The organism is Thermomonas haemolytica (genome assembly GCF_004346265.1).
Classification (GTDB): domain Bacteria; phylum Pseudomonadota; class Gammaproteobacteria; order Xanthomonadales; family Xanthomonadaceae; genus Thermomonas; species Thermomonas haemolytica.
Genome location: NZ_SMAP01000002.1, coordinates 180,022 through 197,492 on the forward strand (window position 1 = coordinate 180,022; position 17,471 = coordinate 197,492).

Genomic DNA, 17,471 nt, shown 5'->3' on the forward strand with positions numbered 1-17,471 from the left:
ATCAGTGCACAAGCAAGTCCACGAGCAGGCCCGGTTGCGCCGAAGGCTCGGTGCTGGCATACGCAGATGGTAGCGCGGCGGATCGCATCGGCGTCATCCCGCTCACGATCCATCAACGGGCGCGGGTGGATAGTCGCCCCGGTAAGCAGGCAAACAAACGACGGAGGAATCCATGCGCAAGTTGAATGACACCCAGGACCGGGCGCAGGAGCTGATGGGCGAGCTCGGCGACGGCCTGCGCAAGGCCCTGCCGGGCAGCGCCAAGCAGTGGCTGGAGACCGGGGCCGCGTTGGCGGCAGTGCGCGCGGGCACCAAGGTGGCCGGCGGCTTCGTGCGCCGCAACCCGCTGCTGGTGGGCGCGGCGGTGGCCGGTGCCGGCCTGCTCTGGTACGCCGCGCGCCAGCGCGCCCGCCGGCAGGCGGCGCTGGAGGGGCAGGCCCGCCAGGTGCGCGCCCTGCGCCGCGGCGAATACGAGCAGGACGACTACGGCGTTTGAGCGCGCGAGCCGCGAGGATCTGCTCGCGGGTTCAATCGCCCCTCTTGCGGGAAGATTCGACAGGCGCGGACGCAGGCCGCCGCAGTGGTACGACCGTACCCGTGCCCGGTGCGGACGCCGGGCGCTGCCACAGCACCGGCACGTCCGCAGGGGCGGGCGGTTCGAACTGCGCGATATCAGCATCGGCGCGTTCGCGCGCGGCCGCTTCCTGCTGTTCCTCCAGCTCCCAGCTGTAGGGCGCGCGCGCGGGCGGCGGGTCGCTGCGGCGGAACAGGACGGCGGCGAGCAGGCCGGCCAGTGCGCCGCCGAGGTGCGACTGCCACGAGATCCCCGCCTCGTGCGGCAGGATGGTCAGCAGCATCCCGCCATAGAACAGGAAGCCGATCATGCCCGCGGCGATCGCCGCGCGGTCGCGCCGCAGCAGGCCCAGGGTGAACACCAGGAACCCCAGGCCGTGGGCGAGCCCGCTGGCGCCGAGGTGGTGGCTGCCGGGGTCGCCCAGCAGCCAGGCGCCCAGCCCCGAGCCCAGCCACAGCAGCGGCCATGCGCGCAGGGTCGCCTTCGGGTACACCACCAGCGCCAGCGTGCCCAGCACCAGCAGCGCGAAGGAATTGGCCAGCACGTGCTCCAGCGAGCCGTGCAGCAGCGGCGCGGTGAGCACGCCCACCAGGCCGGCGCCGGTGCCGGGGGTCAGCGTCAGCCCGGTCCAGTCCACGCCCAGCCGGTCCAGGGCGTGCTGGGCGAGGAAGCAGGCCCACAGCAGCAGCACGAAGCCGCCGCTGGCGAGCATGGCGTGGCGCAGGCGGCGGCGATCCTGGCGCGCGGCGGTGGCGGCAAGCGTGTCCATCGCAACGAGATGGGGCGCGCCGGCGCCCACGCAAGGCGTGCCCCTGGTCTCAGCCGTGGCCGCTGCGTGCCGCCGGCGGCCGCAGCAGGCTCAGCGCGATAGTGGTGCCGATGATCGCCGCCACCACGCCCAGCGCCAGCAGCACCGGCGGCTTGTACAGGTCCACCAGCAGCATCTTGGCGCCGATGAACACCAGCACCAGCGCGAGGCCATAAGGCAGCAGGTGGAAACGGTCGGCCATGCCCTGCAGCAGGAAGAACATCGCGCGCAGGCCCAGCACCGCGAACACGTTGCTGGTCAGCACGATGAAGGGGTCGGCGGTGATCGCGAAGATCGCCGGGATGGAGTCCACCGCGAAAATCACGTCGGTGATGCCAATCATCGCGATCACGATGAACAGCGGGGTGAACTTGCGCCGCCGGCCGCGGCCGATCCACAGCGCGCTGCCCACGTAGCGGCGCACGAACGGCACGTGCGCGGTCAGCCAGCGCAGCACCGGGTTGCGGTCGAGGTCGGGCTCCTCGCCGGCCGCGCGCCACATCTTCACCCCGGTGAACAGCAGGAACGCGCCGAACAGGTAGAGGATCCAGTGGAACCTGGCGAGCAGCAGCGCGCCGGCGAAGATCAGGATCGCGCGCAGCACGATCGCGCCGATGATGCCGATCACCAGCGCGCGCTGGCGCTGCATCTCCGGCACCGCGAAATAGCCGAAGATCATCAGGAACACGAAGATGTTGTCGACCGCCAGCGCCTTCTCGACCAGGTAGCCGGTCAAAAACTCCATGCCGATGCGCTCGCCTTCCGCGGCGCCGAAGCGCTGCCCGGCCTCCCACCACAGCCAGGCATTGAAGGCCAGCGCCAGCGCGACCCAGCCCAGGCTCCACCAGGCGGCTTCCTTGAACGTGACCTTGTGCGGCCCGCCGTGGCGCATCAGCACCAGGTCGACCACCAGGGCCAGCAGCACCACGCCGGCGAATACCAGCCAGAGAAAGGGGGTTCCGATCGTCTCCATGCAACGCTCCACGGGTTCGAGCGGCGGAGGCGTCCATGCAGGGACGCATGGAAAGGGAGCGCGCTTCGCCGTTCGGCGAAGGTCTCATCCACAGACCCGGTGGCCTGCCGCGGGGCCGGGGCGGGATGTCCGGCAAGGACATCGGCCCGTCATGACGACCGTCGCGCGCGGGATTACTCCCCTTCTTCGGCGACAATAGCCGATCCCGCCCGCCCGTCGTCAAGCCCCATGTCCGAGCCCCTGCCCGTCGTCCGCCTGAAGAACGCCTGGAACTCCACCCATCCGTGGATCTTCCAGCGCCTGGTCGAGAAGCCGGCGCAGCGGCCCAAGCCCGGCAGCATCGTCGAGGTGGTCGGGGTGGATGGCGCCTTCGTCGGGCGCGGCTTCTACAACGGCCACTCGCGGATCGCCCTGCGCATGCTCGAACGCGACCCCGACGTGGCGGTGGACGCCGCCTGGTTCGTGCGCAAGATCGGCGAGGCGGTGCGGCTGCGCCGCGAGATCCTCAAGCTGGATGCGGTCTCCAACGCGTGGCGCGTCGTCCACAGCGAGGGCGACGGCATCAGCGGGTTGGTGGTGGACCGCTACGACGACCTCTTGGTGGTCGAGTTCTTCAGCGCCGGCGCGTGGCGCCATCGCAGCATCATCTTCGACGCCCTGCGCGAGCATTTCCCCGGTTGCCGCTTCCACAGCTTCGCCGACGAGCACGTGCAGAAGCAGGAGAGTTTCGACTACAAGGACACCCAGGGCACCGAACCGGCGATCGTCACCGAGCACGGCATCCGCTTCCGCGCCGATCCGGCCGGCGCGCACAAGACCGGCTTTTTCGCCGACCAGCGCGAGAACCGCGAGTGGTTCAGCCGGCAGGTCGAAGGCAAGCGCGTGCTGGACCTGTGCTGCAACACCGGCGGTTTCGCGGTGTACGCCGCAGCGCGCGGCGCGGCCGAGGTGGTGGGCATCGACATCGACCCGGCGGTGATCGAGCTGGCCAAGCAGAACGCGCACCTCAACAGTGCGTTGATCGGCAGCCGCAAGCCGCGCTTCGTGCAGGCCGACATCTTCCCGTGGCTGCGTGATGCCGCGCTCAACGGCGAGCGCTTCGACGCGGTGATCCTCGACCCGGCCAAGATGACCCGCGACCGCGAGCAGGTCATCAACGCGCTCAAGAAATATCTCGACATGAACAAGCTGGCGCTGGGCGTGGTCAAGCCCGGCGGCCTGTTCGCCACCTTCAGCTGCACGGGGCTGGTCAGCGAGGAGCAGTTCCTCGACATGCTGCGCCGCGCCGCGTTCTACGCCGGCCGCACCGTGCAGGTGCTCAAGGTCGCCGGTGCTGGCCCGGACCATCCATGGCTGGCGCAGGTGCCGGAATCGCGCTACCTGAAGGCGGTATTCTGCCGCGTGCTGGACTGAACGCGATCGCGCGGACTGCGCGCCTTGCCCCCATTCAAGCCGAGGGATCCACCATGCCTGCCGAGCGCCACCACCATTACCACGAGGTCCATCGCAGCCAGCACTCCGGGTGGCTGCGTGCCGCGGTGCTGGGCGCCAACGATGGCCTCATCTCCACCAGCAGCCTGGTGCTCGGCGTGGCCTCGGCGCAGGCGGCGCCGGCGACCATCCTGTTGACCGGCATCGCCGGGTTGGCGGCCGGCGCGCTGTCGATGGCGGCGGGCGAGTACGTGTCGGTCAGCTCGCAGGAGGACGCAGAGCTGGCGGATATCCGGATGGAGCGCAAGGCGCTGGAACAGCATCCCGAGGCGGAGCTCGAGGAGCTCACGCAGATCTATATCGGGCGCGGGCTGGAGCCGGTGCTGGCGCGCCAGGTGGCCGAGCAGCTGACGGCGCACGACGTGCTGGCGGCCCACCTGCGCGACGAGGTCGGCATCCACGACCTGCAGCGCGCGCGTCCGGTGCAGGCGGCGCTGGCCTCGGCCGCCTCGTTCACGATCGGCGCATTGCCCCCGGTGCTGCTGGCGTGGCTGTGGACCGCACCGGGCCTGTCCGCCGTGATCGTCGCCAGCACCCTGGTGCTGCTGGCGGTGTTGGGCTACGTCGCCGAACGCGTGGCCGGTGGTGGCGGAATGAAGGGCGCGTTGCGGGTCCTGCTGTGGGGCACCCTCGCGCTGGCGGTGACCGCCGGCATCGGCCGGATCTTCGGCATCAGCGCCGGCTGAAGTCGCAGGCGCTGCGACCGCGCGCCGCTACACTGACGCGATGGACACCACGACCCTGCTGTTGAGCGTGCTGCTGCTGGCGGTGCTGGCCGCGCTCGCGATGCTTGCCCTGCTGCTGGCCCGCGGCCGCGGCGATCACCTGGCGGATCTGCTGCGCGCGCAGGCACGCGAAGGCCGCGACGAGCTGCGCGCCCAGCTCGACAGCTTCGCCCTGCAGCAGGGCCAGCGCATCGACGGCTTCGGCCTGCAGGTGCAGGCGGTGGCCACCCGCACCGACACGCGCCTGGACGAGCTGACCACGCGTACCGATGCCCGCCTGGAGGACCTGCGCGCCGCGCTCACCCACGATGCCCGCCAGGCGCGGCTGGAGCTGGCCACGCAGCAGCAGCAGCACGCCGAGTCGCTCGCGGCCAGCCTGCGCGAGCTCACCCAGCGCAACGAGGCGCGCCTGGGCGAGCTGCGCGCCACCCTCGAGCAGCAGCTCACCGGCATGCGCGAGGACAACGCGCGCAAGCTCGAACAGATGCGCGCCACCGTGGACGAGAAGCTGCACGCCACCCTGGAGACCCGCCTGACCGAGAGCTTCGCCAGCGTGCACCAGATGCTGGCGCAGGTGCACCAGGGCCTGGGCGACATGAGCAAGCTGGCGGCCGATGTCGGCGGCCTGCAGCGGGTGCTGACCAACGTGAAGTCGCGCGGCATCTTCGGCGAGGTGCAGCTGGCGGCGCTGCTGGAGCAGGTGTTCGCGCCCGACCAGTACGCCGCCAACGTGGAGACCGTGCCCGGCAGCAACCGCCGGGTGGAATTCGCGGTGCGCTTCCCCGGCACCGCCAGCGACGGCGTGGTCTGGCTGCCGATCGACGCCAAGTTCCCGCGCGAGGACTACGAGCGCCTGCTGGATGCCCAGGAGCGTGCCGATGCCGAAGCGGTGCGCGCCGCCGGCGATGCGCTGGAGCGCGCGGTGCGGCTGCAGGCGCGTGAGATCCGCAAGTACGTCGCGACCCCGCATACCACCGAGTTCGCGGTGATGTTCCTGCCGACCGAAGGGCTGTACGCGGAAGTGCTGCGCCGACCCGGGCTGTTCGAGGCGATGCAGCGCGAGCACCGCATCACCCTGGCCGGCCCGACCACCCTGCTGGCACTGCTGACCAGCCTGCAGATCGGCTTCCGCACGGTGGCGATCGAGAAGCGCTCGGCCGAAGTGTGGCGGATTCTGGAGAAGGCCAAGACCGAGTTCGGCAAGTTCGGCGACGTCCTCGACAACGTCAAGGCCAAGCTCGACCAGGCCAGCAAGCAGATCGAGCAGACCGGCGTGCGCACCCGTGCGATCGAACGCAGCCTGCGCGAGGTGGACGTCGCCGCGGATGCGGGCGGGGATGCGCCGCCGCGCCTGGGCGGCCCGGACGCGGCCGCGTCCTGAGCTGGCACCGGGATCGGATCAGGGCTGCTGCGCAGGCTCCGGCTTTTCCGGCTCCACGGGGGCGTCCATCAGGTACGGCGGCAGCGCGTCGATGCCTTCGTCGCCATGCTTGCGGTCGCTTTCGATCAGGTAGCGGCGGCGCGCCAGCCAGGCGTCGCGGGTCAGCACGTATTCGTCCGGCGCGGACTGGCGCAGGGCATCCAGGCTCAGCAGCCCGGCGCGCAGGTCCACCGCTTGCAGTGCCTGCAGGCTGATGCGGGTGCGGTCCTTCTCGATATGGGTCAGCGGCGAGAGTTCATAATCGCCGGCCTTGCCGAAGGCATCGCGCAGGGTGCTCGGGCCGAGGAACGGCAGTTCGAGATAGCGCGACTCGCGCCAGCCCCAGCGCGCGAAGGTGCGCCCGAAGTCGGCGCTGTGGCGGTGCATCTTCAGCGCCTTGCCGGCGGGATCGAACAGGCCGCCGATGCCGACCGTGGTGTTCACCAGGAACCGGCCCAGGGTTTCCAGCGCCTCGCCCGGGCGGCCCTGCAGCAGCAGGTTGGCGAAGGCGATCGGTGCGCCCAGGTTGTCGAAGAAATTGCCGACCCCGGCGCGCACCGGTGCCGGCACCACGGTGGCGTACGCGCGTGCGACCGGGCGCATCACCGCGCGGTCCACCGCCAGGTTGAAGGCGTGGACGCGGCGGTTCATGGGTTCCCACGGGTCCAGCACCGGGGTGGTGTCGCTGCTGCCGTCCACGCCGGCGCTGCCGTAGATCGCGGCGTAGTCGGCGTCCGCGGCGTCGGCCGAGGCATCGCTGGCGGCCAGCTCGGCCGCGGACAGCGGGGGCTGGTCGGCCGGCGGCGGAGCCGCGTCCGGCGCCGGGGTGCCGGTAGCATTGGCCGTGGCGGCACCATCGGTGTCGCCGGCGGCCGGGGTGGCGTCCGGCGCGACCTGGTCCGGGGTGGCGGCCGGGGCCTGCGTTTCCACGCGTGCCGGGGAGACATCCGCGCGCACGGCCTGGCCGGCGCAGCCGGACAGGGCCAGCAGCAGGAGCGGGGCAAGCATCAGGCGCGCCATGGTGGTCTCCCGGAAAACGTGGGCGGGCTCAGCGGCCGGCCTTGGCGGCGGGCGCCGGAGTGGCGGCGCCGTTGCGCAGCTCGGCCGCGACCTGCGCGATCGACTTCTGCTGCAGCGGGCCGTCGAACTGGCTGCGGAAGGTCTGCACGTAGGACACGCCTTCGATCATCACGTCGAAGATCTTCCAGCCGCCGTTGTTGCGCACCAGGTAGTCCACCGGCACCGGCGCGCCGTTGTCGCGCAGCAGCTCGGTGGAGACCTTTACCCCGCGCCCGCCGGGCAGCGCGGTCTCGCCCTTCAGGCGCAGCCGCGGGTTGCCTTCGAAGTCGAGCAGGGCCGCGCCGTAGCGTTGCATCAGGTTGTCCACCAGCGCATCCGCGAACAGCTTGACGTCGGCATCGCTGGCGCCGCGGCCGTGCACGCCCAGCACCAGGCGCGCCGCGTACAGGCTGTCGAAGCTGGTGCGCAGCTCGCCGTTGACGAACACGCGCAGGGCGGCCGGGTCCTTGCGGAATTCGGCGCGGCGTTGCTGCAGGGTGGCCAGCACGCGGTTGCCGGTAGCGACGATCTGCTGGCCCGGGGTCGCAGTGGCCGCCTGCGGGGTCTGCGCGAGCGCCGGCGCGGCCGCCAGCAGCGGCGCGCCGAGGGCGAGGGAGAGGCTCAGAAGCAGGGTCTTCATGGCTTGGCTTCCGTGGGGGTGGGGGCGGTGGCCGGCGCAGAGGTCGCCGTGCCACCACCGAACATGTACTTGCCGGCGAGCTGGATCAGATCCACCGCCGGCTGGGTGAAGGCGATCTGCTCGCCCGGCTTGAGGTTTTCGGGGTCGCCACCGGGTTGCAGGCCGACATAGCTTTCGCCCAGCAGGCCGCTGGTGTAGATGCCGGCCGAGGTATCCGCCGGCAGCGGGTAGCGCGCATCGATGTCCAGCGTCACTACCGCATTGAAAGTCTTGGGGTCGAGCTCGATCTTCGCCACCCGTCCCACCGTCACCCCGCCGATCCGTACCGGCGCCTGCAGGCGCAGCTGGCCGATCGACGTGAAGCTGGCGCGCAGCGGGTAGTGGCTGCCGCCGTCACCGAACTGGCGGTTGGTGGACACGAAGGCGAGCACCAGCAGGGACGCCAGCGCCAGCAGCAGGAAGGCGCCGACCGCGAATTCGATCCTGGGGCTACGGATTGCCATGTACGACCTCTATACGAACGTGGAGGGCATTTCGGACGCCCTGTGTTTCTGTTGACCCCGCGCGCACCGGCGCGGGGCTGTGGGATTACTTGAACAACAGCGCCGACATCACGAAATTGAACATCAGCACCAGCAGCGAGGCGTTGACCACCGCGCGCGTGGTGGCCACCGAGGTGCCTTCGATGGTGGGTTCGGCATAGTACCCGGCATACGCCGCCACCAGCGCCGCGGTACCCCCGAACACCGCTGATTTCAGCAGCGCCACGCCGAAATCGTCCCAGGCATCCACGCTGCTCTGCAGGCCCGCCCAGAACGTGCCGTTGTCCAACCCCAGCGAGGGCACGGCCTCGAACCAGCCGGCGGTGACCGCCAGCAGGCAGAACAGTCCGGTCAGCAGCGGCAGGCTGATCACCGCCGCCCAGAACCGCGGCGCCACCGCCTTGGCGACGGGATCGATCGCCATCAATTCCAGTGCCTTGAGCTGGTCGGTGGCGCGCATCAGGCCCAGTTCGGCCGCGATCGAGCTGCCGGCGCGGCCGATGAACAGCAGCGCGGTCAGCACCGGCCCGAGTTCGCGGTACAGCGACAGCCCGAGCAGGGTGGACAGTGCGTCGCTGGCGCCGAAGGTGGTCAGGGTGCGGTAGCCCTGCAGGGTGAGCACCAGCCCGACGAAGGCGCCGCCGACCACGATGATCGGCAGCGATCGCGCGCCGATCTTGTAGATCTCCTTGACCAGTTCGGCCAGGAAATCGCGGGTCGGGCGCGAAGCGCGCAGCACTGCCAAGGCGAACAGCCCGGAACGACCCAGCGCGCGAAGACTGTTGGCGAGCGGCATCAGGCGGCCCTCTGTCCGGTGACGTCGTCGAAGGCGATCGGCCCGTGCGCGGCGCCGTCCAGGAACTGCCGCAGCAGCGGATCCTGGCTGGCCTGCAGCACGTCGGGCGCACCTTCGAAGACCAGCGTGCCGTTGGCGACCACCACCGCCTGGTCGCAGACCGGCAGGGTTTCGCGCACGTGGTGGCTGACCACGATGCAGGTCAGCCCCAGCGACTGGTTGAGCTGGCGCAGCAGCGCCATCACCACCCCGCTGGCGATCGGGTCGAGCCCGGTCAGCGGCTCGTCGCACAGCAGCAGCGGCGGATCCAGCGCGATCGCCCGCGCCAGCGCCGCGCGCCGCGCCATGCCGCCGGACAGCTCGCGCGGGAACAGGTCGGCGGCGGCGCCCAGGCCCACCGCATCGAGCTTGGCGGCCACCCGCGCGCGCAGCTCGGGCTCCGCCAGGCGCAGGTGCGCGCGCAGCGGCAGCGCCACGTTCTCGGCCACGGTCAGGTCGGTCAGCAGGCCATTGCCCTGCAGCAGCACGCCCAGGCGCTTGCGCATCTCCAGCAGCGCGCGCGCGCCGCGCGGCACCGGCTGGCCGAACACCTCCACCGTGCCCTGCGCCGGCACCAGCTCGCCAGTGATCGCCGCCAGCAGGGTGGACTTGCCGCTACCGGACGGACCCAGCACCGCGGTCATGCTGCCGCGCGGCACCGCCAGGTCCAGCCCGCGCAAAATCGTGCGGCCGCTGTATTCCAGGCGGACATCGGACAGGCGCACGGCGGGGGAAGTGGGCGTGGGCATCGGTTCCGGGGCGTGGGCGGGACGAGGGAAAAACGCGGACTGCGGCCTTCCGCTGCGGGCGCGTCGGCGCGCAGCTTGGCGGGCACTGGCTGAACAGGGGCGGAGCGGGTAAACCCGCGGGTACAGGAATTATCGCCGATCCGCGCCGCGCGTGCACGCCGGCGCGCGCCCGCGACGGAGTTGGCGCTGGAATGCAGCATTCCGCGCCCCGCACCTGCGCTAAGATGGCCGCCAAGGAGAAGGCATCCTCCGGCCTGTTTCGACAGGCGAACCGCACGCGGCGCGAACGCCGGGGTGCTGATGATGCCTGCCCATCCGGACGATCGCCGGTGCGCAGGCTCATCGCGGGTTGCGCATGCCGGCCACATGCGAGGCACAGGCCGTGAACTTCATTGCAGCCCTGGGAATCTTCATCGGCGCCGGGTTCGGCGCACTGGCGCGCTGGGGCCTGGGCCTGGCGCTCAATCCCCTGTTCCCCACCGTGCCGCTGGGCACGCTGGCCGCGAATACCGTGGGCGGCCTGCTGATGGGTGTGCTGCTGGCGCTGTTCAACCAGTTCGATGCCCTGCCCCCCGCGTTGCGGCTGGCGCTGATGACCGGCTTCCTCGGCGGGCTGACCACGTTCTCCACGTTCTCCGCCGAGATCACCACCTTGATGATGCGCGGCCAGTTCGGCTGGGCCGGTGCCGGCATCGCGCTGCATGTCGGGCTGTCGCTGCTCGCCACCTGGGCGGGGTATACCGCCACCCATGCCCTGCTGCAGGCCCAATTCCAAGGAGCAAGCTCATGAAAGGCATCCACCTGCGGATTTACACCTACGAGAACAGCCGCCATGCGGGCAAGCCGCTGTATGAATGGCTGCTGGAGGCCGCCAAGGCGCAGGGGATTCCCGGCGGTTCTGTGTTCCGCGCGATGGCCGGCTACGGTCGCCACGGCGTGTTGCACGAGGAGCGCTTTTTCGAGCTGGCCGGTAGCGAGCCGGTGCTGGTGGAGTTCATCACCGCACCGGAGCAGGCCGATGCGCTGCTGGAGCATTTGCAGCAGGAAGGCGTACAGGCGTTCTACGCGCGCATCGAGGCGGATTTCGGGGTGATTGCACCTGCCTAGGGAAGGTCTGAACAACGCCATCCAAGCGTTGTCAGCCCACGCCGAGCCCGGCACAGGTCCGGACTCGGCTCACGCGCATCAATCACTTGCATGATGGATGCGTGGCCGGCCATCCATAGCCGGCAGGAACCTCGGAGTTGCTTGTATGTTCAGACCGGACCAGAACGGTAGAGTCTGATCGCCGATGAGGCGACCAGACCGGCCCGTGCAGCTTGGTACGCGCTGGGGTGATCGAGCCCGTCTCTGAGTAAAGAGCGCACGGCCGCCGTGCTGGTCTTCTTCAAGCCCGAACGGTTACGCGCGCCGGCTTGGCCGAGTGCGCATGCACAAGCAAGGGATCCGAAGACCATGTCTGCTTCCTCAGTGGTGGTGGGCATCGACGTGGCCAAGGCGCATGTCGATGTCGCGGTGCTGGGCGCCAAGTTCGATGCCCAGCGGTTCGACAACCAGGCCGAGGCTCACTCGGCGTTGACGGCGGCCTTGAAGCCGCTGGACGTGGCGCTGGTGGTGATGGAGGCCACCGGCGGCTACGAGACGGAGTTGGCCTGCGCGCTGCAGGCCGCCGGCCTGCCTGTGGCGGTGGTCAACCCTCGTCAGGCACGCGACTTCGCCAAGTCGATGGGGCGTCTGGCCAAGACCGACACGGTGGACGCGCGCATGCTGGCGGAGTTCGCCGCGGTGCTGCTGCGCCGCGACGATCTCGCCCGCTTCCTGCGCCCGCTGGCAGACCCGCAGCAGCAATGGCTGGCGGCGCTGGTCACGCGCCGGCGTCAGCTGCTGGCCATGCTGCTGAGCGAGCGACAGCGGCTGCAGATCACGCCCAAGGGGCTGCATCCGAGCATCGAGGCCATCGTCGCGGCCATCAAGGCGCAGCTCGACGACATCGAGGCCCAGATGGTCGGCCACGTGCGTGAGCACTTCGGCGAACTCGACCGGTTGCTGCAGTCGGCCAGCGGCATCGGCCCGGTGGCCAGCGCCACGCTGATCGCCGAGCTGCCCGAACTCGGCCAGCTCAACCGGCGCGAGATCGCCGCACTGGTGGGGGTTGCCCCGATGGCCAACGACTCGGGCGCGAGCAAGGGCAGAAGACACATCCAGGGCGGGCGCTTCGACGTGCGCCGCGTGCTGTACATGGCCGCGCTGACCGCCACTCGGCGCAACCCCGTCATCAAGGCCTTCTACGAGCGGCTGATTGCCGCCGGCAAGTTGCCCAAGGTCGCGCTGGTGGCCTGCATGCGCAAGCTGCTGACCGCGCTCAACGCCATGGTCAGAACCAACACGCCTTGGAAAAACTCGCTGCACGGGGCTTGACCCGGAAGACGGTTACTCAGAGGTTCCCTAGTGCAGACGGATGTTGGGCGGCCTGTGCGCAACCGGCGCCAGCGCCGGCACCGGTGCTTCGCGCAGGCCGCGCAGCACGGCCACCAGCCCTTCGTAATGCGCGGCCAGGTGCGCGAACAGCTCGGCATAGGCATTGCGGCAGGCGTCGGCCACGTCGCGATAGGCGCTGCGGCCCAGCGCCAGGAAGTACTCCACGCTGACCCGCCGGCGTTCGGCCTGCGCAGGGAACAGCCCGGCGATCAGCAGGCAGCGATCGCCGACGTCGCGCAAGTGGTCGGCACGCATTTGTCCGACCCGTTCCTGTGCCTGCAGCCAGTCCAGTGCCTGCACCCGCGCCAGCAGGTCGGGATCGTTCTGGTGCCGCAGCAGGACGAACACCAGATAGCTCTCCTGCATTTCGTCGAGAGCGACGTGGCTGCGGTTCTCGGCCTCGCGCAGCAAGGTATGCCACAGTTCGGCGGCGGTGCCGTGGTGCAGGGTGCGCATGATCCACCTCCAATGAACGCGAGACGTTGCGCCAACGTAGCGCGGTTGGGCGCGGCGGTGTTGGCAGCAGAATGGCCTTCCTGCTGCCAGCAACGGCAGAATGGGATCGGGCTTGATGGGCGGAGAACGGGCGATGGCGGAACTGTGCGTAGCGACACACGAGGTGTTCAACCAGCCGTCGCCGCCCGGCCCGTTCGACCTGTGGGCGGACGATCCGGGGCTGCGCGCGGCGGTGGCACGCGAAGGCGGCGCGGCGTTCGATGCGCACCTTGCGGCGTACGGTGCGCTGGCCGGGGATGCGCTGCTGCGGCTGGCGGAGGAGGCCCACCGCGACCGCCCGCGCCTGCAGACTTTCGATGCCTACGGCCGCCGCATCGATCGCGTCGCCTTCAACGCCGCCTACCACGAGGTGATGGGCACGGCGATCGCGCATGGGGTCGCTGCGCTGTCGTGGGCACGCCCGCAGCCGGGGGCGCACGTCGCGCGCGCGGCGCTGAGTTATCTGCACTACCAGGCCGAGCCCGGCAGCAGCTGCCCGCTGACCATGACCCACGCCGCGGTGCCGGTGCTGCGCCAGGCGCCGGCGCTGCGCGAGTGGGCGGACAAGGCCTGCGCATTCGTCTACGACGGCCGCGACGTGCCGATGGCGGACAAGCGCGGCGTCACCCTCGGCATGGGCATGACCGAGAAGCAGGGTGGCAGCGACGTGCGCGCCAACACCACCCGCGCGCTGCCGCTCGGTGCGGACGGCGAATACGCGCTGGTCGGGCACAAGTGGTTCTTCTCCGCCCCGATGTCGGATGCGTTCCTCGTGCTGGCACAGGCGCCGGGCGGCTTGAGCTGCTTCCTGCTGCCGCGCTGGCGGCCGGATGGCACCAAGAACGCGCTGCGGCTGATGCGCCTGAAGGACAAGTTGGGCGACTGGTCGAATGCCTCCAGCGAGGTCGAGTTCGAGGGCGCCTGGGCCTACCGGATCGGCGACGAAGGCCGCGGCGTCGCCACCATCCTCGAGATGGTGATGCTGACCCGCCTCGATTGCATGCTCGGCTCGGCCGGATTGATGAAGATGGCGCTGCGGCAGGCGCTGTACCACGTGCGCCATCGCAGCGCGTTCGGGAAACGCCTGCTCGACCAGCCGCTGATGCGCAGCGTGCTGGCGGATCTGGTGCTGGAGTCGGAGGCCGCCACCGCCCTGTCGTTGCGGGTCGCCGGCGCGGTGGATCGCACGCCGCACGATCCGCGGGAGGCGGCGCTGGCGCGGATCGCCACCGCCATCGGCAAGTATTGGGTCTGCAAGCGCGCGCCGGGTTTCGTCAACGAGGCGCAGGAATGCCTGGGCGGGATCGGCTACATCGAGGAGACGCTGCTGCCGCGGCTGTACCGGCAGGCGCCACTCAATTCGATCTGGGAAGGCAGCGGCAACATCCAGTGCCTGGATGTGCTGCGCGCGCTGGCGCGCGAACCGGAGACCGGCGCCGCGCTGCGTGCGGAATGGCAGGCGGCGGCCGGAATGGACGCGCAGTTCGACACCGCGCTGCAGGCCGGCATGGCGATGCTCGAGGCCGGCAGCGACGAAGCCGGCGCGCGCGCCTTCGTCGAACGATTGGCCCTGCTGCTGCAGGGTGCCACGCTGCTGCGCGCGCAGCATCCGCTGGCGCAGGCGTGGTGCGCCGCGCGGCTGGGCCCGGCACGTGGTGCCACCTACGGCAGCCTGCCGGCTGCGACGGCTGCGGATGCGGCGCTGGCGTGGGCGGTTCCCGAATGAGGGCATGGCAGCAGGCTTCGTTCCATATTTCGGCCATTTCGTCGCAAACCGCTTGCCGGGGCGGGGCGGCTGGGCCACGGTGCGGGTGCCGGAGTGCCGGCGGCGTGCCGGAGGAAGCCGCGATGAAAACCCTGACTGCCCTGCTGCTGTGGTGCCTGCTGTTCGTGCTGTGCTGGCCGCTGGCGCTGCTGGCCTTGGTGCTGTGGCCGCTGGTGTGGCTGGTGTCGCTGCCACTGCGGCTGGTAGGGATCACGCTGTCGGCGGTGTTCGCGTTCCTGCGCGCGCTGCTGATGCTGCCGGCGCGCCTGCTGGGTGGCCGCGCCGCGGCAGCGGGTTGATCCGGGGCCGACGCCAATCGCGCTACCATGCGGCCCCCACGCACGCCCGGAGCCGCCATGTCCGATTCCCGCCCCGATGACGTCCGCCACGGCGTCGCCCGCGCGCAGGCCGAGGAGGCCGTGCGCACGCTGCTGAAATGGGCTGGTGACGATCCGGCGCGCGAGGGCCTGCTGGACACGCCCAAGCGCGTGGCCAAGGCCTACGAGGACTGGTTCAGCGGCTACGCGCTGGACCCGGACGACTACATGGCGCGCACCTTCGAGGAGGTGGACGGCTACGACGAGATGATCGTGCTGCGCGACATCGAGTACGAAAGCCATTGCGAGCACCACATGGCGCCGATCATCGGCAAGGTCCACGTGGGCTACCTGCCGGACGGCAAGGTGGTGGGCATCAGCAAGCTGGCGCGGGTGGTCGAGGCCTACGCGCGCCGCTTCCAGGTGCAGGAGAAGATGACCGCGCAGATCGCCCACTGCATCCAGCGCGCGCTGCAGCCGCGCGGCGTCGGCGTGGTGGTGGTGGGCACGCACGAGTGCATGACCACCCGCGGCATCCACAAGCGCGGGGTGAGCATGGTGACCAGCAAGATGCTGGGCAGCTTCCGCGATGACGCGCGCACCCGCGCCGAGTTCCTGCGCTTCATCGAGGTCGGGCCGGGGCGCTGAGCCGTGCCGGAGGAGTCCAGCCACGCAGCAGGCCCGCCGCAAGCGGTCAGCCCGTTCCTGCGCTGCACCGCGTTTTCCGGCAGCGACCGGGTCGCCAGCGGCGAGCTGCGCCACGTCGCGCTGAAGGCCAAGCAGGCCTTCGACGCCTATCCCGAGCGCCCGCTGCGGGTGTTCGATGATCGCGATGCGCGCCTGCTGGCGCTGCCGCTGGAACTGCCGGCCGCCGACCTGCTGGCATGGCTGTCGCGGCCGCAGGCGGGTGCGGCCGGCCCCGGCCGCCCGCGCCGGCCCGGGCGCCCCAAGCTGGGCGTGGTGGCGCGCGAGGTGACCTTGCTGCCCGAGCAATGGGACTGGCTGTCGGCGCAGCCGGGCGGGGCGTCGATCGCGCTGCGCCGGCTGGTGGACGCGGCGCGCGCGGTCACTGCGGCGGAGGACCGCCGGCGCGCGGCGCAGGAGGCGGCCTACCGCTTCATGCAGGCGATCGGCGGCGAGCTGGCGGGGCGCGAGGAGGCCGCGCGCGCGCTGTTCGCCGGCGATTTCCACCGCTTCCAGGCGCAGCTCGCGGCCTGGCCCGAGGACGTGCGCGAACATGCAGAATGGCTGGCCACGGAGGCCTTCGTGGCCTGACCCCAGGATTCCCGGCCCGCCGCGCGTGGGCCCCCAACCGGAATGACCGCGTGACTCCGATCCCGCCGCCCGCCGCGCGCAAGGCCGCGCTGGCCTTCATCTTCGTGACCGTGCTGATCGACGTGCTGGCGTTCGGGGTGATCATCCCGGTGCTGCCGCACCTGGTGCAGCAGATGGTGGGTGGCGAGCTGTCCACCGCCGCCTACTGGACCGGGGTGTTCGCGTTCGCGTTCTCGCTGGTGCAATTCTTCAGCGCGCCGGTGCAGGGGGCCCTGTCCGACCGTTTCGGGCGGCGCCCGGTGATCCTGCTGTCCTGCCTCGGGCTGGGCGCGGATTTCGTGTTCATGGCGCTGGCGCCGAGTCTGGGCTGGCTGTTCGCGGGCCGCCTCATTTCCGCGATCACCTCGGCCAGCTTCACCACCGCCAATGCCTACATCGCCGACGTGCTGCCGCCGGAGCGGCGCGCCAAGGGCTTCGGCATGATCGGCGCGGCGTTCGGGCTGGGGTTCATCGTCGGCCCGCTGCTGGGTGGCGTGCTCGGCGGGATCGACCACCGCCTGCCGTTCTGGTGCGCGGCCGGGCTGGCCCTGCTGAACTTCCTGTACGGCCTGTTCGTGCTGCCGGAATCGCTGCCGCGCGAGCGCCGCAGCCCGCGCTTCGACTGGCGGCACGCGCGCCCGCTGGGGGGTGTGCAGATGCTGCGCGAGCATCGCGCGATCTGGGGCCTGGTGGCGGTGGTGTTCATCGCCAACTTCGCCCATTACGTGTACCCGAGCACCTTCGTGCTGTTCGCGGATGCCGCCTTCGGCTGGAAGGAACGGCAGGCGGGCTACGTGCTGGCCGCGGTCGGCGTGCTCAGCGTGATCGTCAACGTGGCGGTGGTGGGGCGGCTGGTGAAGGCGCTGGGCGAACGCCGCGCGCTGCTGCTGGGGCTGTCCTGCGGCACCCTCGGCTTCCTGCTGTACGGGCTGGCCGGGCAGGGCTGGCTGTTCCTGCTGGGTCTGCCGATCAGCGCGCTGTGGGCGGTGGCCGGGCCGGCCACGATGGCGCTGATCACCCGCCAGGTCCCGGCCAACGAGCAGGGGCGCATCCAGGGCTCGCTGAGCAGCCTGGTGTCGCTGGCCGGGATCGTGGCCCCGGCCACCTTCGCCGGGGCGTTCGGGTTCTTCATCAGCCCGCAGGCCCCGCTGCGCCTGCCCGGCGTGGCCTTCCTGCTGGCGGCGGGCCTGCTGGCGCTGGCCGCGCTGGTAGCGCGCCGCTACGCGCCCGATCCCGCCGCGCAGGCGCCGCTGCCGGCGCCCGCGGACGCGCTGGAGTGAGCCGCG

Annotated in this window: 20 protein-coding genes and 1 riboswitch; of the genes, 12 read left to right on the top strand and 8 right to left on the bottom strand. The window is 70.8% G+C overall.

What is annotated here, in order from left to right:
* Positions 1-172 precede the first annotated feature (172 nt).
* Entirely contained in the window at positions 173-496 is a 324-nt protein-coding gene (locus EDC34_RS03965; RefSeq protein ID WP_114959441.1) for a hypothetical protein, read from the top strand.
* 31 nt (positions 497-527) lie between these two features.
* Here EDC34_RS03965 and EDC34_RS03970 read toward each other — a convergent pair whose 3' ends face one another.
* Positions 528-1,343 (bottom strand): rhomboid family intramembrane serine protease, encoded by an 816-nt coding sequence (locus EDC34_RS03970; RefSeq protein WP_114959440.1) that lies wholly within the window; start codon positions 1,341-1,343, stop codon positions 528-530.
* Between the two features lie 49 nt (positions 1,344-1,392).
* Positions 1,393-2,355: a TerC family protein gene (locus tag EDC34_RS03975; protein ID WP_114959439.1), complete on the bottom strand. Its 963-nt coding sequence runs from the start codon at positions 2,353-2,355 to the stop codon at positions 1,393-1,395.
* Between the two features lie 228 nt (positions 2,356-2,583).
* Between EDC34_RS03975 and EDC34_RS03980 the strand changes: the two genes are divergently transcribed.
* Genes EDC34_RS03980 through EDC34_RS03990 form a run of 3 tightly spaced genes read left to right on the top strand, consistent with a single transcriptional unit; the run spans position 2,584 to position 5,952 of the window.
* Positions 2,584-3,768: a class I SAM-dependent rRNA methyltransferase gene (locus tag EDC34_RS03980; protein WP_114959438.1), complete on the top strand. Its 1,185-nt coding sequence runs from the start codon at positions 2,584-2,586 to the stop codon at positions 3,766-3,768.
* Between the two features lie 53 nt (positions 3,769-3,821).
* The gene (locus EDC34_RS03985; RefSeq protein WP_114959437.1) at positions 3,822-4,532 is read left to right on the top strand and encodes a VIT1/CCC1 transporter family protein; all 711 of its coding nucleotides are present in this window, start codon (positions 3,822-3,824) and stop codon (positions 4,530-4,532) included.
* 40 nt (positions 4,533-4,572) lie between these two features.
* The gene (locus tag EDC34_RS03990; RefSeq protein ID WP_114959436.1) at positions 4,573-5,952 is read left to right on the top strand and encodes a DNA recombination protein RmuC; all 1,380 of its coding nucleotides are present in this window, start codon (positions 4,573-4,575) and stop codon (positions 5,950-5,952) included.
* An 18-nt stretch (positions 5,953-5,970) separates the two neighbouring features.
* Here the strand turns inward: EDC34_RS03990 and EDC34_RS03995 are convergent, their stop codons facing one another.
* From EDC34_RS03995 to EDC34_RS04015, 5 genes are all read right to left on the bottom strand, one after another.
* On the bottom strand, positions 5,971-6,999 hold the full coding sequence (locus EDC34_RS03995) for an MlaA family lipoprotein (protein WP_240311048.1): 1,029 nt from the start codon (positions 6,997-6,999) through the stop codon (positions 5,971-5,973).
* A gap of 40 nt (positions 7,000-7,039) precedes the next feature.
* Positions 7,040-7,690 (bottom strand): MlaC/ttg2D family ABC transporter substrate-binding protein, encoded by a 651-nt coding sequence (locus EDC34_RS04000; RefSeq protein WP_114959434.1) that lies wholly within the window; start codon positions 7,688-7,690, stop codon positions 7,040-7,042.
* On the bottom strand, positions 7,687-8,193 hold the full coding sequence (mlaD, locus tag EDC34_RS04005) for an outer membrane lipid asymmetry maintenance protein MlaD (protein WP_114959433.1): 507 nt from the start codon (positions 8,191-8,193) through the stop codon (positions 7,687-7,689). The genes EDC34_RS04000 and mlaD overlap by 4 nt, the downstream gene beginning before the upstream one ends.
* An 85-nt stretch (positions 8,194-8,278) precedes the next feature.
* Positions 8,279-9,028 carry an MlaE family lipid ABC transporter permease subunit gene (locus EDC34_RS04010; RefSeq protein ID WP_114959432.1) on the bottom strand — a complete coding sequence of 250 codons (750 nt, stop codon included), beginning with the start codon at positions 9,026-9,028 and terminating at the stop codon, positions 8,279-8,281.
* Entirely contained in the window at positions 9,028-9,816 is a 789-nt protein-coding gene (locus EDC34_RS04015) for an ATP-binding cassette domain-containing protein (RefSeq protein WP_114959431.1), read from the bottom strand. The genes EDC34_RS04010 and EDC34_RS04015 overlap by 1 nt, the downstream gene beginning before the upstream one ends.
* Before the next feature lie 226 nt (positions 9,817-10,042).
* A riboswitch (Fluoride riboswitch) is annotated at positions 10,043-10,133 on the top strand.
* Positions 10,134-10,171: 38 nt separating this feature from the next.
* Between EDC34_RS04015 and crcB the strand changes: the two genes are divergently transcribed.
* The 3 genes from crcB (at position 10,172) to EDC34_RS04030 (ending at position 12,234) form a co-directional block, all read left to right on the top strand.
* Positions 10,172-10,606 carry a fluoride efflux transporter CrcB gene (gene crcB / locus EDC34_RS04020; RefSeq protein WP_114959430.1) on the top strand — a complete coding sequence of 145 codons (435 nt, stop codon included), beginning with the start codon at positions 10,172-10,174 and terminating at the stop codon, positions 10,604-10,606.
* A complete protein-coding gene (locus EDC34_RS04025; protein ID WP_205388034.1) occupies positions 10,603-10,923 on the top strand; it encodes a DUF190 domain-containing protein in 321 nt (106 codons plus the stop codon). Before crcB ends, EDC34_RS04025 begins: the two co-directional genes overlap by 4 nt.
* A gap of 348 nt (positions 10,924-11,271) precedes the next feature.
* Positions 11,272-12,234: an IS110 family transposase gene (locus EDC34_RS04030; RefSeq protein ID WP_114959494.1), complete on the top strand. Its 963-nt coding sequence runs from the start codon at positions 11,272-11,274 to the stop codon at positions 12,232-12,234.
* Between the two features lie 27 nt (positions 12,235-12,261).
* Here EDC34_RS04030 and EDC34_RS04035 read toward each other — a convergent pair whose 3' ends face one another.
* Positions 12,262-12,753: a hypothetical protein gene (locus EDC34_RS04035; RefSeq protein WP_425477444.1), complete on the bottom strand. Its 492-nt coding sequence runs from the start codon at positions 12,751-12,753 to the stop codon at positions 12,262-12,264.
* A 112-nt stretch (positions 12,754-12,865) separates the two neighbouring features.
* On the opposite strand from EDC34_RS04035, the gene EDC34_RS04040 reads away from it, so the two are divergent.
* The 5 genes from EDC34_RS04040 (at position 12,866) to EDC34_RS04060 (ending at position 17,465) form a co-directional block, all read left to right on the top strand.
* Entirely contained in the window at positions 12,866-14,515 is a 1,650-nt protein-coding gene (locus EDC34_RS04040) for an acyl-CoA dehydrogenase family protein (protein WP_425477437.1), read from the top strand.
* A gap of 122 nt (positions 14,516-14,637) precedes the next feature.
* Positions 14,638-14,853, top strand: a complete 216-nt coding sequence (locus tag EDC34_RS04045) for a hypothetical protein (RefSeq protein WP_114959428.1) — start codon at positions 14,638-14,640, stop codon at positions 14,851-14,853.
* Positions 14,854-14,910: 57 nt separating this feature from the next.
* Complete coding sequence (gene folE / locus EDC34_RS04050; protein WP_114959427.1) at positions 14,911-15,519, top strand: GTP cyclohydrolase I FolE; 609 nt, start codon at positions 14,911-14,913, stop codon at positions 15,517-15,519.
* A 3-nt stretch (positions 15,520-15,522) separates the two neighbouring features.
* Positions 15,523-16,146, top strand: a complete 624-nt coding sequence (locus EDC34_RS04055; RefSeq protein ID WP_240311046.1) for a DUF2239 family protein — start codon at positions 15,523-15,525, stop codon at positions 16,144-16,146.
* Positions 16,147-16,196: 50 nt separating this feature from the next.
* A complete protein-coding gene (locus EDC34_RS04060) occupies positions 16,197-17,465 on the top strand; it encodes a TCR/Tet family MFS transporter (RefSeq protein WP_240311045.1) in 1,269 nt (422 codons plus the stop codon).
* Positions 17,466-17,471: the final 6 nt, after the last annotated feature.